General features: G+C 68.3%; 24 protein-coding genes and 1 tRNA gene. 18 read left to right on the plus strand and 7 right to left on the minus strand.

Annotation, left to right across the window (positions count from 1 at the left end; all coding sequences use genetic code 11):
• Positions 1–88 precede the first annotated feature (88 nt).
• The 4 genes from ABD927_RS18955 to ABD927_RS18970 are packed head-to-tail and all read left to right on the plus strand — an operon-like array spanning position 89 to position 3,746.
• Positions 89–778, plus strand: coding sequence for a GntR family transcriptional regulator (locus tag ABD927_RS18955; RefSeq protein WP_345251411.1), 690 nt, complete (start codon positions 89–91; stop codon positions 776–778).
• Positions 779–810: 32 nt separating this feature from the next.
• Complete coding sequence (locus ABD927_RS18960) at positions 811–2,016, plus strand: NADH:flavin oxidoreductase/NADH oxidase (protein WP_345251412.1); 1,206 nt, start codon at positions 811–813, stop codon at positions 2,014–2,016.
• Complete coding sequence (locus tag ABD927_RS18965; RefSeq protein WP_345251413.1) at positions 1,994–2,839, plus strand: ABC transporter ATP-binding protein; 846 nt, start codon at positions 1,994–1,996, stop codon at positions 2,837–2,839. Before ABD927_RS18960 ends, ABD927_RS18965 begins: the two co-directional genes overlap by 23 nt.
• The gene (locus ABD927_RS18970; protein ID WP_345251414.1) at positions 2,829–3,746 is read left to right on the plus strand and encodes an ABC transporter permease; all 918 of its coding nucleotides are present in this window, start codon (positions 2,829–2,831) and stop codon (positions 3,744–3,746) included. Before ABD927_RS18965 ends, ABD927_RS18970 begins: the two co-directional genes overlap by 11 nt.
• Positions 3,747–3,816: 70 nt before the next feature.
• Here ABD927_RS18970 and ABD927_RS18975 read toward each other — a convergent pair whose 3' ends face one another.
• Complete coding sequence (locus ABD927_RS18975) at positions 3,817–5,148, minus strand: ParB/Srx family N-terminal domain-containing protein (RefSeq protein WP_345251415.1); 1,332 nt, start codon at positions 5,146–5,148, stop codon at positions 3,817–3,819.
• Positions 5,149–5,420: 272 nt separating this feature from the next.
• On the opposite strand from ABD927_RS18975, the gene ABD927_RS18980 reads away from it, so the two are divergent.
• Both ABD927_RS18980 and ABD927_RS18985 read left to right on the plus strand, forming a co-directional pair.
• Positions 5,421–5,753, plus strand: coding sequence for a type II toxin-antitoxin system PrlF family antitoxin (locus ABD927_RS18980; protein ID WP_345251416.1), 333 nt, complete (start codon positions 5,421–5,423; stop codon positions 5,751–5,753).
• Positions 5,750–6,235 (plus strand): type II toxin-antitoxin system YhaV family toxin, encoded by a 486-nt coding sequence (locus tag ABD927_RS18985; protein WP_345251417.1) that lies wholly within the window; start codon positions 5,750–5,752, stop codon positions 6,233–6,235. Before ABD927_RS18980 ends, ABD927_RS18985 begins: the two co-directional genes overlap by 4 nt.
• 45 nt (positions 6,236–6,280) lie before the next feature.
• Here ABD927_RS18985 and ABD927_RS18990 read toward each other — a convergent pair whose 3' ends face one another.
• Complete coding sequence (locus tag ABD927_RS18990) at positions 6,281–6,478, minus strand: hypothetical protein (protein ID WP_345251418.1); 198 nt, start codon at positions 6,476–6,478, stop codon at positions 6,281–6,283.
• A 338-nt stretch (positions 6,479–6,816) separates the two neighbouring features.
• Here ABD927_RS18990 and ABD927_RS18995 point away from each other — a divergent pair, with 338 nt between their 5' ends.
• Together ABD927_RS18995 and ABD927_RS19000 are read left to right on the plus strand one after the other, a co-directional pair.
• Positions 6,817–6,951, plus strand: coding sequence for a BrnT family toxin (locus tag ABD927_RS18995; protein ID WP_345251486.1), 135 nt, complete (start codon positions 6,817–6,819; stop codon positions 6,949–6,951).
• Complete coding sequence (locus ABD927_RS19000; protein ID WP_345251419.1) at positions 6,908–7,255, plus strand: BrnA antitoxin family protein; 348 nt, start codon at positions 6,908–6,910, stop codon at positions 7,253–7,255. Before ABD927_RS18995 ends, ABD927_RS19000 begins: the two co-directional genes overlap by 44 nt.
• Before the next feature lie 51 nt (positions 7,256–7,306).
• On the opposite strand, the gene ABD927_RS19005 is transcribed toward ABD927_RS19000, so the two are convergent.
• The 3 genes from ABD927_RS19005 to ABD927_RS19015 form a co-directional block, all read right to left on the minus strand.
• Positions 7,307–7,382: transfer RNA gene (locus tag ABD927_RS19005), tRNA-Thr, on the minus strand.
• A 99-nt stretch (positions 7,383–7,481) separates the two neighbouring features.
• Positions 7,482–8,423 carry a 4-hydroxy-3-methylbut-2-enyl diphosphate reductase gene (gene ispH, locus ABD927_RS19010; protein WP_345251420.1) on the minus strand — a complete coding sequence of 314 codons (942 nt, stop codon included), beginning with the start codon at positions 8,421–8,423 and terminating at the stop codon, positions 7,482–7,484.
• On the minus strand, positions 8,423–8,896 hold the full coding sequence (locus tag ABD927_RS19015; RefSeq protein ID WP_345251421.1) for an FKBP-type peptidyl-prolyl cis-trans isomerase: 474 nt from the start codon (positions 8,894–8,896) through the stop codon (positions 8,423–8,425). The genes ispH and ABD927_RS19015 overlap by 1 nt, the downstream gene beginning before the upstream one ends.
• Before the next feature lie 87 nt (positions 8,897–8,983).
• Between ABD927_RS19015 and radC the strand changes: the two genes are divergently transcribed.
• Positions 8,984–9,673: a RadC family protein gene (gene radC, locus ABD927_RS19020; RefSeq protein WP_345251422.1), complete on the plus strand. Its 690-nt coding sequence runs from the start codon at positions 8,984–8,986 to the stop codon at positions 9,671–9,673.
• On the opposite strand, the gene ABD927_RS19025 is transcribed toward radC, so the two are convergent.
• On the minus strand, positions 9,642–10,610 hold the full coding sequence (locus tag ABD927_RS19025; protein ID WP_345251423.1) for a LysR substrate-binding domain-containing protein: 969 nt from the start codon (positions 10,608–10,610) through the stop codon (positions 9,642–9,644). The two genes, radC and ABD927_RS19025, sit on opposite strands and share 32 nt — an antisense overlap.
• Positions 10,611–10,733: 123 nt before the next feature.
• On the opposite strand from ABD927_RS19025, the gene ABD927_RS19030 reads away from it, so the two are divergent.
• The 9 genes from ABD927_RS19030 (at position 10,734) to ABD927_RS19070 (ending at position 18,512) form a co-directional block, all read left to right on the plus strand.
• A complete protein-coding gene (locus tag ABD927_RS19030) occupies positions 10,734–11,588 on the plus strand; it encodes a TauD/TfdA dioxygenase family protein (RefSeq protein ID WP_345251424.1) in 855 nt (284 codons plus the stop codon).
• 119 nt (positions 11,589–11,707) lie between these two features.
• Positions 11,708–12,676 (plus strand): Bug family tripartite tricarboxylate transporter substrate binding protein, encoded by a 969-nt coding sequence (locus ABD927_RS19035; RefSeq protein WP_345251425.1) that lies wholly within the window; start codon positions 11,708–11,710, stop codon positions 12,674–12,676.
• Positions 12,677–12,912: 236 nt separating this feature from the next.
• Complete coding sequence (gene rpmB, locus ABD927_RS19040; RefSeq protein ID WP_345251426.1) at positions 12,913–13,149, plus strand: 50S ribosomal protein L28; 237 nt, start codon at positions 12,913–12,915, stop codon at positions 13,147–13,149.
• Between the two features lie 36 nt (positions 13,150–13,185).
• The gene (gene rpmG, locus ABD927_RS19045; RefSeq protein ID WP_124079463.1) at positions 13,186–13,353 is read left to right on the plus strand and encodes a 50S ribosomal protein L33; all 168 of its coding nucleotides are present in this window, start codon (positions 13,186–13,188) and stop codon (positions 13,351–13,353) included.
• A 253-nt stretch (positions 13,354–13,606) separates the two neighbouring features.
• The gene (locus ABD927_RS19050; RefSeq protein WP_345251428.1) at positions 13,607–14,485 is read left to right on the plus strand and encodes a TauD/TfdA dioxygenase family protein; all 879 of its coding nucleotides are present in this window, start codon (positions 13,607–13,609) and stop codon (positions 14,483–14,485) included.
• A complete protein-coding gene (locus ABD927_RS19055; protein WP_345251429.1) occupies positions 14,478–15,242 on the plus strand; it encodes an RraA family protein in 765 nt (254 codons plus the stop codon). Before ABD927_RS19050 ends, ABD927_RS19055 begins: the two co-directional genes overlap by 8 nt.
• Complete coding sequence (locus ABD927_RS19060; RefSeq protein ID WP_345251430.1) at positions 15,239–16,405, plus strand: M20 metallopeptidase family protein; 1,167 nt, start codon at positions 15,239–15,241, stop codon at positions 16,403–16,405. The genes ABD927_RS19055 and ABD927_RS19060 overlap by 4 nt, the downstream gene beginning before the upstream one ends.
• A 44-nt stretch (positions 16,406–16,449) precedes the next feature.
• The gene (locus ABD927_RS19065; RefSeq protein ID WP_345251431.1) at positions 16,450–17,406 is read left to right on the plus strand and encodes a Bug family tripartite tricarboxylate transporter substrate binding protein; all 957 of its coding nucleotides are present in this window, start codon (positions 16,450–16,452) and stop codon (positions 17,404–17,406) included.
• 194 nt (positions 17,407–17,600) lie between these two features.
• Positions 17,601–18,512 carry a LysR family transcriptional regulator gene (locus ABD927_RS19070; protein ID WP_345251432.1) on the plus strand — a complete coding sequence of 304 codons (912 nt, stop codon included), beginning with the start codon at positions 17,601–17,603 and terminating at the stop codon, positions 18,510–18,512.
• Here ABD927_RS19070 and ABD927_RS19075 read toward each other — a convergent pair.
• Positions 18,509–20,650: a methyl-accepting chemotaxis protein gene (locus ABD927_RS19075; protein ID WP_345251433.1), complete on the minus strand. Its 2,142-nt coding sequence runs from the start codon at positions 20,648–20,650 to the stop codon at positions 18,509–18,511. The two genes, ABD927_RS19070 and ABD927_RS19075, sit on opposite strands and share 4 nt — an antisense overlap.
• Positions 20,651–20,784 lie beyond the last annotated feature (134 nt).

A 20,784-nucleotide genomic window follows, 5' to 3' on the forward strand; every position in this document is an offset into this window, starting at 1 on the left:
GCGATGCGAGCGGACCGGCGGAGCCGGATCCGCCGCATCCTGGAGGGGCGGCGCAGGGATGAGTGCCGCGCTATGGACCAATGATGACATGAACGCTCCGACACCGTTTCCCGACGATACGCTCGCCCCCCCCGACAACCCCGCCGAAGCGGCGGGGGGCATGGTCGCACGGCTGCATGCGCGACTGCACGAGATGCTGCTGACGCACGAGATCCCGCTCGGCACGCCGCTCTCGGAACGCCAGCTGTCGCTGCGGCTGGGCGTCTCGCGCACGCCGCTGCGCGAGGCGCTGCGGCGGCTGGAAGGCGAAGGCCTGATCCAGCGCCACAACGGTGTGCTGGAAGTACGCCGCATCACGCTGGAGGAATTCCTCGAACTGCTGAAGATCCGCCGGCTGCTGGAGGTGGAGGCCGCCGGCGCGGCGGCCGGCCACATCTCCGACGCCACGCTGGACGACCTGCGCGCCCGGCTGGCCGCGCTGCTGCATGCCGACACGCCCGACAACCACGCCCGCGTGCTGCTCGACATCGAACTGCACCGCGCGGTGTGCGAGGCCTGCGGCAACCGCAGCATGGCGGAGCTGATCGAACAGCTGCGGCGCAAGTCGATGCTGTTCGCGACCCCGCCGGCGCCGCGCCACTTCCCGCAGGTGGTGGCCGAGCACCTGGCGCTGCTCGACGCGCTGGCCACCGGCGAACCGGAACCGGCCCGCGCCACCATGGCGCAGCACCTCGACAATGTGCTGGACAATATTCTTTCGCGCCTGCTCCGCCGCTAGGCACGGCGCCCCAACGACAAAGGACACCCGACATGACCGAACCGCAAACCCGAGACACCGCGCAGGCGCCGGCCGCCGCGCAGCCCCTGCTGTTCCAGCCCCTGACGCTGCGCGGCCTGACCGTGCGCAACCGCATCGTCGTCTCGCCGATGTCGCAGTATTCCGCCGTCGACGGCGCGCCCACCGACTGGCACCTGGTCCACCTGGGCAAGTTCGCGATGGGCGGCGCCGGCATCGTCTTCTGCGAAGAGACCTCGGTCTCGGAACGCTCGCGCAAGACCTACGACTGCCCCGGCATCTACACCGACGCCCAGGCCAAGGCCTGGCGCCGCGTGACCGATTTCGTCCGCGGCCAGGGCGCGGCGGCCGCGATCCAGCTCGGCCATGCCGGCCGCAAGGTCGCCACCCGCGCGCCGTGGGACGGCTTCTCGCCGCTCGGCCCGGCCGACGCCGAACAGGGCCGCCCGCCCTGGGCCGGCCTGGCGCCCAGCCCCATCGCCTTCAAGGAAGGGGCGATGACGCCCAGGGAAATGGACCGCGACGACATCCGCAACGTGATCCAGGCCCACGTCGACGCCGCCAAGCGTTCGCTCGACGCCGGCTTCGACATCTGCGAGGTGCACGGCGCGCACGGCTACATCATCCAGCAGTTCCTGTCGCCCATCACCAACCACCGCACCGACGGCTACGGCGGCGACATCGAGGGCCGCATGCGCTTCGCCCTCGAACTGGTCGAGGCGGTGCGCGCGGCCTGGCCGGCCGACCGGCCGCTGTTCTTCCGCGGCTCCTGCGTGGACGGTCGCGGCGGCATCTGGAACATGGACGACACGGTGGTGCTGGCCGGCCGCCTGAAGGAACGCGGCGTCGACATGTTCGACTGCTCGTCGGGCGGCATCGACGGCCCGCTGACGTTGCACGTGGTGCCGCGCGTGCCCGGCTACCACGTGCCCTTCGCGCGCCGCATCCGCGCCGAGGTCGGCATCCCGACCATGGCCGTGGGCCTGATCACCCAGGCCAGGCAGGCCGAAGGCTACCTGGAGGCCGGCGACTGCGACCTGATCGCGCTGGCCCGCGAAATGATGTGGAACCCCAACTGGCCCGCCCACGCCGCCAAGGAACTGGGCATGGCCAGGCCGCACGAACTGCTGCCCCGCCCCTATGCCTGGTGGCTGCAGAAGCGCGAAGAAACGCTCGAACTTTCCGCGAGGACCCAACATGACGAACGACCTGTCGCGTGACCGGCGCCCCTTCGCCGAGCTGTCCGACGTCGCCATGCACTATGGCGGCGCCGAAGGCACGCTGGCGCTGGAAGGCGTCACGATGAACGTCGACCACGGCGAACTGGTCGCCGTGGTCGGCCCCTCGGGCTGCGGCAAGTCGACGCTGATGCGCCTGATGAGCGGGCTGTGGCTGCCGACCGACGGCGGCGTCATCATCGACGGCAAGGAAGTGGACCGGCCGCTGTCCATCGTCGGCATGGCCTTCCAGAACCCGACCATGCTGCCCTGGCGCACCATCCTGGAAAACGTGATGCTGCCGCTGGAAGTGGTGGCCGAGCACAAGCACCGCCTGCGCTCGCACCGCGCCCACTACGAGGCGCGGGCGCGCGAGCTGCTGGCGCTGGTGGGCCTGGCCGGCTTCGAGCACAAGCTGCCGCATCAGCTGTCGGGCGGCATGCAGCAGCGCGCCTCGCTGTGCCGCGCGCTGATCCACGATCCCAAGCTGCTGATGCTCGACGAGCCGTTCGGCGCGCTCGACATCTTCACCCGCGAGGATTTGTGGGCCGTGCTGCAGGAGCTGTGGCTGGCAAGGCGCCCCACCGTAATGCTGGTCACCCACGATCTGCGCGAGGCGGTGTACCTGGCCGACCGCATCGTGGTGTTGTCGGCCCGCCCTGGCCGCGTCATCGCCGAACGCCGGGTGCCTTTCGTGCGGCCGCGGCGGCGCGAACACACCTTCACGCCGGAATTCAACGCGCTGGTCCAGGAACTGCGAGACCTGATCGATATCGCGCGACAACCGTCCAACGCGACCGCCGGAGAGCCCGAACATGTTGGCTGATACCCCCACCTACGCGCTTACGCGCGCCTCCCGAGGGGGCGGCGCTGGCGGACCGGCAGAGCCGGCTCCGCTGCGCCCCGGATCGAACCGCGCCGTTCGCGCGCAGCAGCGCGCGGCCGCCCTGCGCCGCCGGCGGCGCCTGGAAAAAGTGCTGCCCTGGCTCATCATCGTCGCGTTCTTCGCGCTGTGGGAGATCTTCGTGCGCGCCTTCGGCATCGCCGAATTCGTGCTGCCGGCGCCCAGCACCGTGGCCGCCAGCGCCATCCGGTGGTGGCAGCCGCTGATGCTCAACGCCGGCCAGACGCTGCTGACCACCTCCATCGGCTTCGCGCTGGCGGTGGTGCTGGGCATGCTGATGGGGGTCGCCTTCGGCTCGTCGACGCTGATCTACCGCGGCGTCTACCCGCTGCTGATCGCGTTCAACAGCGTGCCCAAGGTGGCCGTGGTGCCGGTGCTGGTGCTGTGGTTCGGCATCAACGCGATCCCGGCCATCATCACCGCGTTCGCGATCAGCTTCTTCCCGATCGTGGTCAACGTGGCCACCGGCATCGCCACGATCGAGCCCGAACAGCGCGACGTGCTGCGCGCGCTGGGGGCGCGCACGATAGAGATCGTGCGCAAGGTGGGGGTGCCGCGCGCGATGCCCTACTTCTTCGCGTCGCTGAAGATCGCCATCACGGTGGCCTTCGTCGGCAGCATCACGGCCGAGACGGTGTCGTCCGAAACCGGCATCGGCCACCTGATGATGGTCGCGTCGTCGCGTTTCGACGTGGCGCTGGTGTTCGCCGGCCTGATGGTGACCGGCGTGATGGGCATCGCGATGTACGCGGTGGCCGCGGTGATCGAAGCGCGGATGACCACCTGGGCCACCCGCGGGCAGAACGATCTGCAGAACGGCGGGTATTGAGCCGGCCGCCGCGTGCCGGAGCTCCGGCGCGCGGCATAGGCGGCACGGTCGCTGTGCGGCAGCCGCCTGCTTACCAGCCCCAGCAGGCGCCGGCGCGCGGCGCGCCGCAGGCGCGGTAGTGGGCGGCGAACCAGAGTTTGCCCGCGCCGCGTTCGTCGCCGTTGTCCTTGACATCGCTGCGGGCCAGGTCGCTCAGCTCGCCGCGGGCCTCGCCGGTGGGCGTGTCATCGTCCTGCCCGGGCAGCATCGTGATGTGGCCCAGGCTGCCGGCGGTGCGGTCGCCCGACACCACGTCATCGTCGGCCAGCGTATTCATGCGCAGGGTGGCGTCGCGCACCGCGGCCGAGTAGCTGGTGTTGCTGTTGTTGGGCGACAGGTCGGCGGCCTTGATCGTGCTCTTGGCCAGCACGGCGTCCAGGTTCGACGCGGTGGCGATCGTGTCGTAAGCCGACAGCGGATCGAGCTGGCCCGCCGTAACCTGGCCGCGCAGCCAGTCGCCCCACAGGAATTCGGCGAATTCGGGCAGGTCGCCGGCATCGTAGGCGATGTCGCGCGTGAAATAGACCAGCGAACGGTACGGATCGTCCTGCATGCCGCCCGGTTCGTCGTCGTGCGGCAGGCCCAGGCGGGCCGGCAGCTGGTCGACCGTGATCGGCTGGTTGTCGCCGTCGCGCAGCCAGGCCTTCTTGTTGTCGACCATGCGCTGCCAGAAGGCGTCGTGGTCGGGCGAATCGCTGTAGTTCGCGTCCACCTTGACGTACACCTCCAGCTCCGGGCCGCCGTCGGCGATCTCGCGCAACGCGCTGAACGAGTGGTGGCCATCGGTCAGGTAGAGGTTGCCATCCCAGCCGATCACCACGGTCTTCATCGCGTCGGCGTGAGTGCCGGGGGCATCCTCGCACTCGTAGGTAGAAGGGTCGGCCAGCGTGGCGGCGCGCAGGGCCTCGATCGTCGTGAACTTCACCACGTCGCCCTGGCCGGTGTCTTCGCAGTAGTCGCCGAATTTCTTGCCGACGGTGTCGTTCAGGTATTCCAGCTGGTTTTCCTCGTCGTCCTGCCAGGTCGGGCGGTCGAAATCGCCCTGCCAGCGGCCCAGCTTGTAGTAGATCTGGTCGTAGCCGAGCGTGGCCTGGGTCGGGATCAGCTCCTTGATCTCGACCTTCAGGACGTCGCCGGGCTGGGCGTTCAGATAGGCGGTGTTGCGGGTGGGCGTATCGTCGGGCGGCGCGGTGTCGTCCGGCGGCGTGTCGGGCGTCGTCTGCGACGGCGGCGCATCGGCGACGACGTCATCGTCGTCGCCGCCGCAGGCCGCCAGCGCCAGCGGCAGCAGGGCCGCGGCCAGCGCCTGCATCAGACGCCTGCGCAGCAGCAGGGAAATCGAGGAAGGGGAAATCGACGGCATGGTGGCGGTCTCGCTCTTCGGGTGAAAAACAAAGACCGCATTCTGTGGGGGCTGTGTGCCGGGGATATGACAGATTTCTGAAAATGGAAGATTGCCGGCAAGATGGCTTCGCACTTTCTACCGGAGACGGTGACGGAACGCCGTTGCGGAAATGTCCGTCCGGCACCAGGCCTCTTCCGGTCGGATCACGTGAGCCGAGCTGCGATGCACCGCTATCTAGACTCGGCAATGCAATTGCATTACCATACCTCATCCACCCCTGGGAGATCATCATGCCCACCACTCTGGACGTCGAGTCCACCCTCACCGAACGCTACCAGACCACCGTTCCGGAAACGGTGAGGCGCGTCCTTGGTCTGAAGAAACGCGACAAGATCCACTACAGCATTCGTCCCAACGGAGACGTAGTGCTCTCGCGTGCCGGGAATACCGATGATGAAGACCCCGCACTTGGCGCATTCCTGACTTTCCTCGCCCGCGATATCGCGTCGCATCCTGGACGCCTGGAGCCCCTGACTGACGACTTGCTCGCTGCCGTGCAAAAGGCTGCAAGCGAAGCTGGAGATATCGACCTCGATGCACCGCTGTCGGCCGATGACGAATGACGGCTGAATCGAGCAAGCGCGTCACGGTCAATGGATGGACCCTCTACCTGCATCCGCTCTTTCGTGCACAACTGGATAGTCTGCAACAGCAGGTTGAAGCACTGAAGCGCAAGGATCCGGATGGATACCGTCGACGCAATGCCACGAAGCGTCTGGCTGCCATTGCCCGATTGGCTTTCGAGGTCATACCTCAAGACCCGACTCGAGCGGAATACCGGCAAGGTGAAACCTTGGGACACCAACACAAGCATTGGTTCCGGGCAAAGTTCTTCCAGCAGTACCGACTGTTCTTTCGATACCATGCGGCCAGCAAGATCATCGTGATCGCATGGGTCAATGACGAAGACACGAAACGGGCTTATGAAAGCGACGACGATGCTTACCGCGCGTTCAGGAAGATGCTGGATAGAGGAAATCCACCGGATGACTGGGATGCGCTTGTTCTTGCAGCCAAACGAGGTGACGTGGGGAAACGAGGATGACTGCTGTCGGCCCTGAGCGGCCACGAGATCGGCCGTTCAGGTGTTTCAGTTGGCCGTGTATTCCGCGTCGGAAACCCTGCCCCGCAAGGCCTTGCCTTCCACCACGCTGGTGCTTACGGCGGCATCGGCCGCCGGCCCGGCCCTGTCCGCCACGACCGGCGCGGACTCATAGCGGCGGGAAAGTTCGAACGCCAGCAGGCGTCGCTGGCTGGCTCGGCGGGTGTATTGGAATAGCTTGCTCATCGTGGCGAACGCAAATGTGTTCAGACGAACTTAGCACGCCGATGTGACGGCGCGGTGGAGACACCGCTGGCTTCCCGTTGTGGCGACTACGAATCGCGCAGCAGCCGGCTACAACCGATACCAGCATCGCTGGAGGACCGACGCGACACCGTCGCTTGCCGCCATCGTCCAAATTGGTTATTGTAGCTACATAAACTGATGAAAATTACCTTCAATCCGGCCAAGCGCGAAAAGACCCTCATCGAACGCGGCCTGGCTTTTGAAGAGGCCGCGCAAGTGTTCGAGGGACCACGGCCGAGATCGAAGATATCCGGTCCGACTACGGCAAAAGACGAATCATCTGCTATGGCCTGCTTTGCGGCCGTATGGTCGTCATCGGATACACCCAACGAGACCGGGAGCGCCGAGTCTTCAGCATGAGGAAAGCCAATGAGCGCGAGCAAGAACGCATCGGCCCATACCTTGAAATCTGACTTGTCCCGCGTAGATACGCATGAAATCGACCGCGGTGAATATGACGAATTGCCCGACCTGACCGAGGATGCGCTCAAGCGCGCTGTGGTCAACAAGGGCGGCCGTCCTCATTCCCCTTCACCGAAAATCCTGCTGTCCGTCCGCTACAGCCGGGAAGTCGTCGAGTTCTTCCGCGCCAGCGGCAGCGGCTGGCAGTCCCGGATGGACGAGGTTCTGCGCGAATACGTGCGGCGTCATGGCGATGTCGGCGGGCCCACAAGCGAACAACTCCGCACCGTGCGCAAGAAGGCTGCAGGAGCCTGACCGGAAAAGCAAAGGCCAACCCCATGGGTTGGCCTGAATGCCGAAATCTACTGGTGCCGGATATAGGAGTCGAACCTACGACCTTCGCATTACGAATGCGCTGCTCTACCAACTGAGCTAATCCGGCGTCCCTTCCCGCCGCCCCCTGCCGCACAGGGCAAGAAAGACTGCTGGAAAGCCCGGCATTCTAGCAAAGAATCGCTCCTGAGTTCAAACAATCCTTCGCTCAAGCCTTCACGCCCTTCGACAACCCCTTCGGCAGCGGAAACGCCACGCCCTCTTCCACCCCGGCCAGCGTGCGCACCGACACCGCCCCTTGTTCCTTCAGCCGCGCAATCACGCTCTGCACCAGCACTTCCGGCGCCGACGCCCCCGCCGTGACGCCGACCCGCGACCGCCCGGCAAGCCAGCCCGGATCGATATCGTCCGGCCCGTCGATCAGGTAGGCCGCGGCGCCCTTGCGTTCGGCCACCTCGCGCAGCCGGTTCGAGTTGGAACTGTTGACGCTGCCCACCACCAGCACCAGGTCGCACGCGGGCGCCATGATCTTGACGGCATCCTGGCGGTTCTGCGTGGCATAGCAGATGTCGCTCTTCTTGGGCTCGACGATGCCGGGAAAGCGCGCCTTCAGCGCCGCCGCGACCTCGGCCGCGTCATCCACCGACAGCGTGGTCTGCGTCACGTAGGCCAGGCGGGACGGATCGGCCACCCGCAGCGCCTGCACGTCGGCCACGGTCTCGACCAGGTACATGCCGTCGTCGGACTGGCCCAGCGTGCCCTCGACTTCCGGATGCCCCTTGTGGCCGATCATCACGATCTCGTTGCCGGCGGCGCGCATCTTGGCCACTTCGACGTGCACCTTGGTGACCAGCGGGCAGGTGGCGTCGAACACCTGCAGCCCGCGCTCGGCCGCCTCGCGGCGCACCGCGCGCGCCACGCCATGGGCCGAGAACACCACGGTGGCGCCGGCCGGGGCCTCATCCAGTTCGTCGATGAAGATGGCGCCCTTGGCGCGCAGGTCTTCCACCACGTAGCGGTTGTGCACGATCTCGTGGCGCACGTAGATGGGCGCCCCGTACAGCTCGATCGCGCGCTCGACGATCTCGATGGCGCGGTCGACGCCGGCACAGAAGCCGCGCGGCTGGGCCAGGACGACCTCTGCCACCATCACAGCACCCCGAGGATGGCCACGTCGACCTTGAGCGCGCTGCCGGCCAGCGGATGGTTGAAGTCGAACACCGCGTAGCCGTCGCCCATTTCCTTGAACACGCCGGAATAGCGGCCGCCGTTGGGCGCCGCGAATTCGACCAGGTCGCCGGGCTCGAATTGCTCGTCGCCGGCGTGCTCGCGCAGCATCGCCAGGGTGACGCGCTGGATCAATTCGGGATTGCGGTCGCCATAGGCCTGGGCAGGCGGCAGTTCGATGCTGAAGGATTCGCCTTCGGCGTGCCCCAGCAGGCCGGCTTCCATGCCGGGCGCCCACTGGCCGGCGCCCATCTGCAGCGTGGCCGGGCGGCCGGTGAAGGTGTCGGCGAACACCTCGCCGGCCCCCGCGCCGGACGCGAGCGAGATCCGGTAGTGCAGGGTTACGTAGGAGTCCTCACGGACAACCGGGAGCGAATCGGCGGAAGCGGAAGTCAAGATCGTGTCACCGTAGCGGTGCCGTGCGGCAAAAAGGGAATTTTAGCCGCTTTGCCGGCTGCCACTTCGCCACTCCACCCGCCCATCATGCTAAGAACCACTTCCCCCCAGGCCGCCCTGCCGCCCGAAGAACAGCCCCGCGAACGCCTGCTGCGCCACGGCCCCGGCGTGCTGACCGATGCCGAGCTGCTGGCGGTGCTGCTGCGCACCGGCACGCCGGGCTGCAACGCCCTGGAACTGGGCCGCGCGCTGCTGACGCGCTTCGGCGGCCTGCGCGGCCTGTTCGCCGCGCCGCGCCACGAATTGCGCAAGATTCCCGGCCTGGGCGACGTCAAGACGGGCCAGTTGCAGGCCATCCTGGAACTGGCGCGCCGCGAGATCGGCGAGACCCTGCAGCGCGACGACGTGATGGACCATCCCGAGGCCGTGCGCCGCTACTGCGCCACCACGCTGGCGCACCGCGAGGTGGAATGCTGCCTGGCGCTGTACCTGGACACCCGCAACCGCCTGATCGCCGGCGAAATGCTGTCGGAAGGTACGCTGGCCCAGGCCACGCTGTACCCGCGTGAACTGGTGCGCGCGGCGCTGCGCCACCACGCGGCGGCGGTCATCCTCGCGCACAACCACCCGTCCGGCAATCCCGACCCCAGCCAGGCCGACGAGCAGCTCACCCGCCACGTCCGCAGCGCGCTGCTGCTGGTGGACGTGCGGCTGCTCGACCATCTCATCGTAGCCGGGCGGCAGATCACGTCGATGGCGGAACGCGGGCTGGTCTAGGCGATGCGCCGCTGCCGTGCGCCGCCACGGCCTTGCGCAGCGCGGCCGGCTTCCAGCGCGGCTCCACCATGCCGATGAAGTCCTGCATGTAGCCGTGCAGGAAGCTGTCGTGCCGCAGGGTGAGGAAGGTGGTCGACGGCGGGAACAGCGTCCCGGTGTCCAGCACGCTCAGGTCGGTGTCGCGGCCGGCGTCCACCGCGCGTTTCTGGATCACCGCCACGCCCACGCCGGCCGCCACGTAGGCCTTGATGATGCCGGCCTCGGTGGCGCGCAGCGCGATGCGCGGCGTGATGCCGGCGCGCTGGAACGCGGCCAGCACGACCTGGCCCGAGCTGAAATTCTCGTCGTAGGTGATGAGCGGATGGCGGGCGATGGCCGCCAGCGTGAGCGGCCGGGTGCGCAGCAGCGGGTGGCCGCGGGCGGCGATCAGGCAGCGTTCGATCGGATAGCTCGGCAGCGCGACGACCGACGGCGGCATGACCGCGGCCGGGGTCGACACGCCCAGGTCGACCGCGCCCTGATCGACCCAGTCGACGATCTGCGCCGGCGCGCCCTGGCTGATCGACAGGCTGACGTCGGGATAGCGCCGGGCGAAGCGCTGCACCACCGGCAGCAGCGCATAGCGGGCGTGGATGTGGGTGGTGGCCACGCGCAGCATGCCGCTGGCCCGGCCGCTGCCGTGGCGCACCAGGGCGTCGATGCCGCGCGCGGCGTTGACGGCGCGGCGCGCCAGCACCAGCGCCTCGCGTCCGGTGTCGGTCAGCCCGACCAGGCGGTTGCCGCGGCGCATGAATACGTCGCCGCCTACCGTGGTTTCGAGGGCGCGGATCATTTTGCTGACCGCCGGCTGCGTGGTGTGCAGGGCATCGGCCGTGCGCGCCACGCGCAGGTCGCAGTCGACCAGGGTGCAGAAGCAGAGCAGCTGTTGCAGCGTCATGGGGCGCAAAGATATGCGATGGTTGCGGAAATCATTGCCATTGGGCAATGGAATTGCCCGAACAACTCATTTTACGCAATGGTTTTCGGCCCCGTATAGTCGACGCGATCAAAGGAGGACGGTATGGCAATCACTCTCAGGCGCCTGTCGCATGCGCTAGGCGCGGAAGTCTGTGGCATCGACATCGCCGCCGGCGTCGACGACAACACCTTCGCGGCGGTGCACGAGGCCTTCCTGAAATACGGCATCCTGCTGTTCCGCGGCCAGCGCGTCACCCGCGAGCAGCACATCGCGTTCAGCCGCCGCTTCGGCGAGCTCGACCGCCACGACAACCTGCCGCGCGACCGCCACCCGGAATACCCGGAGCTGCTGATGGTCACCAACGCGCCCAAGGCCAACGGCCAGCCGGGCGACGGCAAGTACACCGGCCAGCTGTGGCATTCCGACATGTCGTTCACGCTGGTGCCGGCGCTGGGCTCGCTGCTGCGCGCGATAACCGTGCCGCCGGTGGGCGGCGACACCATGTTCGCCAACATGACGATGGCCTACGAGGCGCTGTCGCCCGGCATGAAGCGGCTGGTGGAGAACCTGGAAGGCATCCACGCCGGCGGCGTGCGCAAGATCGTGGACCTGAGCGCCGAGCGCGCCGCCGAAACCCGGCGCCTGAACCCGCCGGTGGCGCAGCCGGTGGTGCGCGTGCACCCGGAAACCGGCCGCAAGGCACTCTACATCGGCGAGAAGGTCAAGAGCTTCGTCGACATGACCGAGGCCGAAAGCCGCCCCCTCATCGACTACCTGTGCCGCCACGCCAGCCGCCCGCAGTTCGTCTACCGCCACAGCTGGAAGCCCGACGACATCCTGCTGTGGGACAACCGCTGCACGATGCACCTGGCGCTGGGCGACTACGACGAAGGCGAGCTGCGCCACCTGGAGCGCACCACGGTCCTGGGCACGCCGTCCGGCCGCTACGTAGAGTGAGCGCGCGGCGGCCGCGCCGGCCCTGCCAGCCGCCCGGCCCCGCGCCATCGCGGGGCCGGGCACAGAACGAGAAACGCCATAAGGGGCATGCCCCGACATGCCAGCCAAAGGAGACATCCATGCACATCGCGCGCAGCTTCATCCGCATCGCGTTCGTTTTCGCCGCCCTGTTCCTGGGCGCAGCCGCCGCCCGCGCCGAGTACCCCGACAAGCCGGTCCGCATCATCATCTCGTTCCCGCCCGGCGGCGCCTCCGACTCGCTGGCGCGGGCCATCGGCAAGGAACTGTCCGACGCCTGGCACCAGACCGTGATTCCCGAGAACCGCGGCGGCGCCAACGGCGTGATCGCCGCCCAGATGCTGGCCAAGGCTCCGGCCGACGGCTACACGCTGGGGCTGGTGGCCATCGGCCACGCCATCAACCCGCTGCTGTACAAGAACCTGCCCTACGATACCGACGCCGATTTCCAGCCGATCAGCCTGATCGCCACCTACCCGATGGCGGTGCTGGTGCCGCCCGGTTCACCGGCCAAGGATCTCAAGTCTCTGATCGCGCTGGCCAAGTCCAGCCCCGCGCCGATGACCTACGCCTCCGGCGGCAACGGTTCTTCGCAGCACCTGGCGGGCGCGCTGTTCGCCAAGATGGCCGGCCTGAACCTGACCCACGTGCCCTACAAGGGCGGCGCCCCGGCGCTGAAGGACGTGGCCGCCGGCAACGTCGACATGATCGTGACCCTGCCCTCGCTGCCCATGCTGCAATCGGGCATGGTGCGCGCGCTGGCGATGACCTCGCCCAAGCGGGCGCTGGCGCTGCCCGACGTGCCCACGCTGTCGGAACTGGCCCTGCCGGGCTACCAGTCGGTGGCCTGGTATGGGCTGGTCGCGCCCAAGGGCCTGCCGCCGGACGTCCTGCGCAAGCTCAGCGAGGCCACCATCCGCGCCGTGCATTCCAAGACGGTGCGCGACGTATCGGCCACCCAGGGCGGCGAGCCGGCCGGCAGCACGCCGGAAGAATTCGCGGCCTTCATCAAGGCCGAGCGGGCCCGCTACGAACCCATCATCCGCGAGGCCAACATCACGGCCGAATAGCCTCGCCTTGGCCGCCCGTCGCGCGGCGAATACGCAACAACCGGCTGCCCGCGCCCCGGGGGCCAGCCGGTTGTTGATTTGGCGGGCGGCAAATGTTAAGCTAGCGAGCTTTCTGCCAGCCGGTACGCCCATTGTCGCGAACGGACTGCTGGAAACGGGCCGCGGGGTGCTGCGTATCCCTTGGTTTTGCGCCTGTTTCGCATTTCACGAACAAGTTAACAGTAGAGGTTTCCGCCATGGCACGAGTCTGTCAGGTTACCGGTAAGGCGCCGACCGTCGGCAACAACGTATCGCACGCCAACAACAAGACCAAGCGCCGCTTCCTGCCCAACCTGCAATACCGCAAGTTCTGGGTCGAAAGCGAAAACCGCTGGGTCCGCCTGCGCGTCAGCACCAACGCCCTGCGCACCATCGACAAGAACGGCATCGAATCCGTGCTGGCCGACCTGCGCGCGCGCGGCGAAGCGGTTTAATATCCGAACATCCCGAGCGCTTCCCAGGAGCACATCATGGCCAAAGGCATTCGCGAAAAGATCAAGCTGGAATCCACCGCCGGCACCGGGCACTTCTACACCACGTCGAAGAACAAGCGCACCACGCCCGAAAAGATGCTGATCAAGAAATTCGATCCCGTCGCGCGCAAGCACGTCGACTACAAAGAAACCAAGCTGAAGTAATCGCTGCTTGCGTTTCCGCCCGGCCGCGCCGCAATTCCCGGCGCGCCGGCTGGCACGAGCCCCGCACCGGCAACGCCGCTGCGGGGTTTTCGTTTTGGGCGGCCACAAGACCCGGCCTATATTGCCCGCCCTATCAAATCTCCTTATCGACGGCCCCGCCGATTCGATTGGCCGGCGCGCCGGCCGCTTCGCATAATCGTCACACTTCAATGCTTCGCCGCGCCATCGCGCGAAGCGAACGAGAGAGGCGGCGATGCGATTTGCGGTACGGGAAGTGGTGGACGGATTCGTCGGGGAAATCGAGGATTTTCCCTTCGACGCGATCGACCGGGAGGTCGTCGATCAATTGAAGGCGGCGTGGTTCCGCTACCCGGTCTTGCGCTTCCGCAATGTGCGGATCGGCGACCGGGAACAGGTGGCCTTCAGCCGCGCGCTGGGGCCGGCGGTATTCCATCCCCGGCAGTTGCAGCAGGGAAAGAACACCGAATTCCCCGAGATCCTGGTCATCAGCAACAAGAAAAAGGCCGACGGCTCGCCCGCCGGCGACCTGGGCGACGGCGAAGTGCGCTGGCATACGGACACCTGGTTCGTCGAGCGCCCGCCTTCGGCCGCCATCCTGCGCGCGATCGAGCTGCCAGGCCAAGGCGGCAATACGTATTTCGCCAATATGTACGCCGCGTACGCGGGGCTCGATGCCAGGCTCAAGGAAGGGCTGGACGGGCTGCGGATCCATCATCAGTCGGTGATCGACGGCCGCGGCGAGGTCAGGCTCGGCAAGAAGGCGCCGCTATCGGACGACTACGCATCGTGGGAAGGCGTGGACCACCCGATCGTCCGCCGCCACGCCGGCTCCGGACGGCCCTGCCTCTACCTCGGGGGCGACCGCCCGCACCAATCCATCGTCGGCGTGCCGCAGCCGGAGGCTGCCGCGCTGCTGGCCGAACTGTGGGCCGCTGCCACCGATGCGCGCCACGTATGGGCCCAGCAATGGCGGCCTGGCGACATGCTGATGTGGGACAACCGCTGCCTGCTGCACCGGCGCGACGCCTTCGATCCCGATTCGATCCGGCTGATGCACCGCACGACGGTCGAAGGCGAACGGCCGCTGGCCGCCGAGCTTGCCCATGCCTGAGCGATTCCTGCCTGGGCTGGATACGCCCGGACCCGCGCAGACAGCCGCAGGCAAGCCTTCGTGCCAGCCCGGATTCCGCTTCGCGCCGCCGCCGCCCGCGCTGTCGCCCGACCTTCGCGCGCTGGCCGACGGCCTGGATCCCGCGGCGCTGGGCCACCTGCTGGCCGACGGCTTCACCGGCCCCGAATTCCGCCACCTGGCAGGACGGCGGGAGCCGTCGTTCGGCGTGGCGGTCACCTGCCGCTGCGAGGGCGACGATAATTCGGCGCTGCACTACGCCGTCTCGCGGCTGCGGCCGGGCGATTTCCTCGTCGTGCAGCGTCCCGGCGGCGGCCGCGAGGCCTGCTTCGGCGGCGGGCTGGCGCTGGCGGCCGACCGCGCCGGCTGCGCGGGCGTATTGATCGACGGCCCGGTCACCGACTTGCAGGAGCTGCGCGGACTGACCTTGCCCGTGTGGGCGACCGGCCTGACGGGGCTGACCTGCAAGCGCCGCTACCAGGGCGGCGAGTTTTGCGGCACTGTCGAGGTGGGCGGCATCGCCGTCGCGCCCGGCATGTTGGCCGTGGCGGACGAAAACGGCATCGCCTTCGTGACCGAAGCCGTGCTGCGCGAATGCGCCCCCAGGGCGCGCGAATTGCAGCGCGCGCAGGCGCAGCGCTACGGCCGCGTCCGTGCCGGCGAACGACTGGCTTCGCTCAACGGCACCGACGAAGCCTTCGCGCGGATCCTCCCGGCGCCGGCGGAGCCGCGGCGATGACGGCGCCGCTCGATAGCGCGCAACTGGAGCGGCTGGTCCGCATCCGCCGCGACATCCACGGCCATCCCGAACTGGCCTTCGCCGAACACCGGACAGCCGACATCGTGGCGCGCCATCTGGCGGAGCTGCGGCTCGAACCGCTGCGCGGCGTCGGCCGCACCGGCGTGGTGGCGGTGCTGGACACGGGCAGGCCCGGCCGCACGGTGGGATTGCGCGTCGACATGGACGCGCTGCCGATGGACGAAACGGCCGACGTGCCCTTCCGCTCGACGGTGCCGGGCGCCGCGCACACCTGCGGCCACGACGTGCACTGCGCCATCGGCCTGGGCGCCGCGACGCTGCTTTGCGGCGGCAGGGACGCGCTGCGCGGGCGTTTCAAGTTCCTGTTCCAGCCGGCCGAGGAAACGCTGGAGGGCGCCCTCGCCATGATCGAGGCCGGCGCGCTCGAAACGCCGCACGTCGACGTGCTGCTGGGCTGCCACAATTCGCCGCAGATGGAGGCCGGCCGCATCGGCTACCGGCACGGCGCCTCGATGGCCTCGTCGAGCGCCTTCGTGATCCGGGTGCGCGGCGCCGCCGGCCACGCCGCGCACCCGCGCTCCGGCGTCGATGCGCTGCAGGCCGTCCCGCCGCTGCTGTCTGGACTGAACGCGATCCGCGCCAAGGAAATCTCGCCCGACCAGCCACTGATCCTGTCGGTGGGCCGCATCGAGGGCGGCCGCGCGCGCAACGTGATCTGCGACGAGGTGGTCCTGGAAGGCACCTGCCGCGCGCTGGACGACGCGCTGGTCGAAGAGATCGAGGCTGCGCTGCGCCGGCTGGCGCATGGCGTATCGATCGCGACCCGGACCACGATCGAGGTCCAATGGCGCAACCTGGCGCCGGCGCTGGTCAACGATCGCGCGGCCCTGGACCGGGCGCTGCAGGCGATCGAACGGCACCTGGGCGCAGGCGTCCTGACGCCGCTGGAAACGCCTTCCATGGGCAGCGAGGATTTCGCCTGGTACGCCCGCCGCGTGCCGGTCGCCCATCTGCGCATCGGCTCCAAGGCGCCGGGCCGGTCCACGCAGCTGCACCGCAGCGACTATTTCTGCGACGAGCGGGCCATCGGCACCGGCGCGCACGCCATGGCCGCCGCGGCGGCCGCTCTCGCGGCGACATGACGGAGACGGATCGTGCAATTTCATTTTCCGAGGGATGCAGCACCATGGACCGAAGACAATTCCTGTTCAGCCTCGCGGCTTGCGCCGCAGCCGGGCCCGCCCTGGCGCAGAACCGGCCGATCCGCCTGATCGTGCCCTTCTCCCCCGGCGGCTCGACCGACGTGATCGCGCGCGAAATCGCCGTCCTGATGTCGAAAAGCCTGAACGCCACGGTGGTGGTGGAAAACCGCGGCGGCGCCGGCGGGCTGATCGGCGCCGCCGAAGTGGCGCGCGCGGCGCCCGACGGCTTCACGCTCGGGCTGGCCACGCAGTCGACCCACGCCGTCAACCCGATCGTCTACAAGAAGGCCGACTACAACCCGCTGACCGATTTCACCTTGCTGGGCGAGATCGCGCTGGCGCCGGGCATCCTGCTGGTCAGCGACAAAGTCCCGGCCAGGGATCTGGCCGGCTTCGTCGAGTACCTGCGCGGCCACCCCGACCGGCTGACCTATTCCTCGCCCGGCACCGGCACCATCGGCCACATCTGGGGCGAGCAGTTCAAGCGCTCCACCGGCACGTCGATGCTGCACGTTCCGTACAAAGGGGCGTCGCAGGCGCTGGCGGACCTGGCGGCGGGCCAGGTCGACTCGACCTTCACCTCGGTGGCCTCCGCCTTCCCATACCTGAAGGGCGGGCGGGTCCACGCGCTGGCCGTCAGCTGGCCCTCGCGCCTGGACATGCTGCCCGAGGTGCCCACCTACGCCGAGGCGGGCTGGCCGGACAACAACCAGCCCACCTGGTACGGCCTGGTAGGCCCGGCCGGCATGCCCGGCGCCGCCCGGCAGGCGATCCAGGCGGCCATGGCGGCGGCGTTGCAGGCCGACGAGCTGCGCAAGAAGTACCTCGGCCAGGGCGTGTTTCCGGCGCACAGCAGTTCGGAGGAATTCGCCGAGGTCATCCGGCGCGACATGGAACGCGTGGCGGCGATCAGCAAGGCGGCCAACATTTCCGTGGATTGATCGGCCCACCCCTGCGCGCTTCGCGCGCCCCTCGAGGGGCGACGCCAGCGGACCGGCAAAGCCGGATCCGCGGCGTCCGTGGGTCGGCTTGCTCTGGCCGTGGCACCGGGAATGCGTGCGCGAAATCATGGACAAACCATGCGTGTTTCTGCTTAATCATCGACGTTGACCCCATCCTGTTCGGAGACCGGGCATTGACGTTGAAACTCAGGCAGATCGAAGCCTTCCGCGCCGTCATGCGCGAAGGCACCATGGTGAGGGCGAGCGCCGTGCTGTCCATCACGCAGCCGGCCGTGAGCTACCTGATCGGCTCGCTGGAAAGCGCGGTGGGCTTCCCGCTGTTCGTGCGCGCCAAGGGCAAGCTGATCCCGACGCCCGAGGCGCACCAGCTGGTCAACGAGGTGGACCGGCTGTACGAAGGGCTGGACGAGATCGAAACCGTGGCGCGACTGATCGCCAACCACCAGCGCGCCGTGCTGCGCATCCTGCTGACGCCGGCGCTGTCGACCGGCGCCTGCGTCCATGCCATCGGCCGCTATGCGGCGCAGCACCCAGGCATCCGGCTGGACATCGACACCGCCCACCGGGCCACCATCGTGCGCCGCATCCTGGCCGGCCAGGCCGATCTCGCGGTGGTATCGCTGCCGGTGGAAACGGACCGCATCGCCACCACGCGCGTGTTCAGCAGCGACCTGGTGTGCGTGGCGCCGGCCGGGCTCCCGCCGGCGGCGGGCGATGCCGCCAGCCCCGCCGACCTGGCGGACTGTCCGCTGATCGGGCTCAAGCCCAGCGGCCTGATCCGGCCCATCGTCGACCGCTGGTTCGCGGCGGCCGGCGTCGCTCCGCGCTTCGACGTCGAGGTGCGCGATGCGTGGACGGCCATCGAACTGGTGCGCAGCGGCGTGGGCGCGGCCATCGTGGCCCGCATCAGCGTGCCGCCCTTCGGCGGCCAGCCGCTGCGCACGCTGGCGTTGGCGCCGGCCGAACGGATCGAGATCGGCGTGGTGTCGCCCGCCGCGCCGCACCCCGACCGCACGGTGGAATCGCTGGTGGCCTTCCTGCGCCGGCAGCTGGGCGACGCGCGCGGCGACGGATCGCCCGCCTAGCCCGCCGACACCTGGAAGGTGCTGACCAGCCGGTGCAGCCGGGCGGCCGCGAAGCTGGTCTGCTCGGCGCTGCGCTGGGCCTCGCCAATGGCCAGCTGCATGCTTTGCGCGGCCTGGCTCATCAGGTCGATCTGCTTGCCGCCCACCTGGGTGCTGTCGGCGATCTGGCCGATGGTGGCGAACATGCGCTCCATCACGGTATCGATCTCGCCGCGGTCGTTGGCGGCTTCGGTGGCCAGCTTGAAGCCTTCTTCCATCTGCGCCAGGCCGTCGACCATCATCTGCACCGATTGCTTGGCCTCCTGCTGCACCTTGCCGATCATCGCCTCGATCTCGCCGGTGGCGTTGGCCGTGCTGTCGGCCAGCTTGCGCACCTCGTCGGCCACCACCGCGAAGCCGCGGCCGGCCTCGCCGGCGCGGGCCGCTTCGATGGCCGCGTTCAGCGACAGCAGATTGCTCTGCCGCGCGATGGCCGCGATCATCGTCACCACGCGGCCGATTTCTTCGGTGCTGGCTTCGAGCTGCGAAATGCGGTCGGCGGCCGAGCCCACGGCCTGGCGGATGTCCTGCACGCGCGCCTGCAGCACGCCGAACTGGTGCTGCGACTTGCTCTTCTCGTCGCGCACCACCTGCTGCATGGAATGGGCGTTGTCGGTGGCGGCCTGCACCTCGGCGCGCTGGCGGCCGAGCGCATCCAGCATCGACTGGGTGGTCTTGAGCATTTCGCTGGAGGCGGCGCTGCTGTGCTGGCTCTTGTACTGCAGCGACTGGTTGGTGGAGTGGATCTCGCCCGAGGTGCGGACCACGCGGCCGATGGTGCGGTCGAGCGCATCGATGAAGCTGTTGACCCACTGCGCCACGGTAGTGGTTTCGTCGATGCGGCCGTCGACCGCCGGCAGGCGCTGCGTGAGGTTGCCGCCGCCTTCGGCGATGCCGCGGATCACCGCGCTGGTGCGGCGGATGCGGCTCGACACCGGCTTGACGCCCCAGCGGCGGAAGGCCCAGGTGCTGACCGCCACCCAGGCCAGCGCGAGCCCGGCCGACTTCGGCGGCGACAGCGCCAGCAGGTATTGCGCGCCCACCGCCACGGCGCCGACCGAGATGGCCAGCACGATGTACAGGCGCAGCAGCCCGAAGCCGATGCTGCGATAGCGGTAGACCTCTTCCAGATCGCCCTCGCACATCATGCCCCATCTGTCGATCGAGCCGGGCATCTGGAAAGTGACGCCCTTGCCGATCACCGGCACGTGGCGGTAGTCGGAATAGCCGGGGTAGGTGACGAACAGGTTCTGCCCCTTGCGCATGGTTTCGCGCACGCCGGGGTGGAGCTGGCCGGTGGCCGGATCGGTGAACAGCAGTTCGAGTTCGGTATGTTCGCGGATGCGCACGGTGCCATAGGCGGTGCGCACGCCGTGCTTGAGGTTGTCGCCGTGCGTGAAGGTGTCGTCCTCGAAGCGCGAGCGCGATAGCGCGGTACCGGGCCGGATCGACGGATCGAAGCGCGATTCGACCATGAACACGTAGTTGTCGCCCGACTCGCGATACACGTGGCCGGCCTCGCGCTGGATCAGGTCGCCCAGCACGTCGTTCGGCACGCGGCCGCACAGCGCGCCGACCGTGAGGCCGTCGCGCACGATGGGCTGGTAGAACATCAGCGTGACCTCGTCGTGGAAGCGCGAGGTGGACGGCGGCAACTGCGCGGTGACGGGGTCGGCATAGGGGCCGTGCAGGAAGGGCTGGGCCAGCCCGCGGCGGCCGGCCTCGGGCACCGCACAGGACGCGCCGATCCGCGACGGCACGGTGGAAGCAATGACGCGCAGGTCGGCGCCGATCACGAACAGCTCGGAAAATTCGGGGGCCATCCCTTTTTTCTCGTCGAGCCAGCCGGGCTCGATGGCCGGAAAACCCGGCGCCAATTGCGCGGCGCACGCCTCCAGGTGCTGCCACAACTGCTCGGCCCAGGTCTTGAGGATGGCCACGCGCGTTTGCGCGATGCCTTCGAAGGTGGCCTCGATGGCCTCGTAGCGGTCCTTGTTGAGCCAGGTCGACCAGCGCATGCTGAGCTTGCCTGTTTTGCCCCACCAAGGCAGCCAACTGCGTTCCTTCTTGTCCAGCGACATTTCCTGACTTTTCAGCATGCGACCACTCTTCGGTGATGTTGATCAAGCGGTTGGAAGGCTTGCGGGGAGCCCTCCCATCGCCTTTATATCGACGCTTTTCGCATGACCTTGAGCGCTGGTTTGCGGCACTGCACCACAGCGGCGCGGCGTGC

Source organism: Pigmentiphaga soli, assembly GCF_039541095.1.
In the GTDB taxonomy this organism is placed as follows: domain Bacteria; phylum Pseudomonadota; class Gammaproteobacteria; order Burkholderiales; family Burkholderiaceae_B; genus Pigmentiphaga; species Pigmentiphaga soli.

Coding starts and splice junctions, on each gene's coding strand:
- ABD927_RS18955 (WP_345251411.1), top strand. CDS start 89: ATGAACGCTCCGACACCGTTTCCCGACGATACGCTCGCCCCCCCCGAC.
- ABD927_RS18960 (WP_345251412.1), top strand. CDS start 811: ATGACCGAACCGCAAACCCGAGACACCGCGCAGGCGCCGGCCGCCGCG.
- ABD927_RS18965 (WP_345251413.1), top strand. CDS start 1,994: ATGACGAACGACCTGTCGCGTGACCGGCGCCCCTTCGCCGAGCTGTCC.
- ABD927_RS18970 (WP_345251414.1), top strand. CDS start 2,829: ATGTTGGCTGATACCCCCACCTACGCGCTTACGCGCGCCTCCCGAGGG.
- ABD927_RS18975 (WP_345251415.1), bottom strand. CDS start 5,148: ATGCCGTCGATTTCCCCTTCCTCGATTTCCCTGCTGCTGCGCAGGCGT.
- ABD927_RS18980 (WP_345251416.1), top strand. CDS start 5,421: ATGCCCACCACTCTGGACGTCGAGTCCACCCTCACCGAACGCTACCAG.
- ABD927_RS18985 (WP_345251417.1), top strand. CDS start 5,750: ATGACGGCTGAATCGAGCAAGCGCGTCACGGTCAATGGATGGACCCTC.
- ABD927_RS18990 (WP_345251418.1), bottom strand. CDS start 6,478: ATGAGCAAGCTATTCCAATACACCCGCCGAGCCAGCCAGCGACGCCTG.
- ABD927_RS19000 (WP_345251419.1), top strand. CDS start 6,908: ATGAGCGCGAGCAAGAACGCATCGGCCCATACCTTGAAATCTGACTTG.
- ispH (WP_345251420.1), bottom strand. CDS start 8,423: ATGGTGGCAGAGGTCGTCCTGGCCCAGCCGCGCGGCTTCTGTGCCGGC.
- radC (WP_345251422.1), top strand. CDS start 8,984: ATGCTAAGAACCACTTCCCCCCAGGCCGCCCTGCCGCCCGAAGAACAG.
- ABD927_RS19025 (WP_345251423.1), bottom strand. CDS start 10,610: ATGACGCTGCAACAGCTGCTCTGCTTCTGCACCCTGGTCGACTGCGAC.
- ABD927_RS19030 (WP_345251424.1), top strand. CDS start 10,734: ATGGCAATCACTCTCAGGCGCCTGTCGCATGCGCTAGGCGCGGAAGTC.
- ABD927_RS19035 (WP_345251425.1), top strand. CDS start 11,708: ATGCACATCGCGCGCAGCTTCATCCGCATCGCGTTCGTTTTCGCCGCC.
- rpmB (WP_345251426.1), top strand. CDS start 12,913: ATGGCACGAGTCTGTCAGGTTACCGGTAAGGCGCCGACCGTCGGCAAC.
- rpmG (WP_124079463.1), top strand. CDS start 13,186: ATGGCCAAAGGCATTCGCGAAAAGATCAAGCTGGAATCCACCGCCGGC.
- ABD927_RS19050 (WP_345251428.1), top strand. CDS start 13,607: ATGCGATTTGCGGTACGGGAAGTGGTGGACGGATTCGTCGGGGAAATC.
- ABD927_RS19055 (WP_345251429.1), top strand. CDS start 14,478: ATGCCTGAGCGATTCCTGCCTGGGCTGGATACGCCCGGACCCGCGCAG.
- ABD927_RS19060 (WP_345251430.1), top strand. CDS start 15,239: ATGACGGCGCCGCTCGATAGCGCGCAACTGGAGCGGCTGGTCCGCATC.
- ABD927_RS19065 (WP_345251431.1), top strand. CDS start 16,450: ATGGACCGAAGACAATTCCTGTTCAGCCTCGCGGCTTGCGCCGCAGCC.
- ABD927_RS19075 (WP_345251433.1), bottom strand. CDS start 20,650: ATGCTGAAAAGTCAGGAAATGTCGCTGGACAAGAAGGAACGCAGTTGG.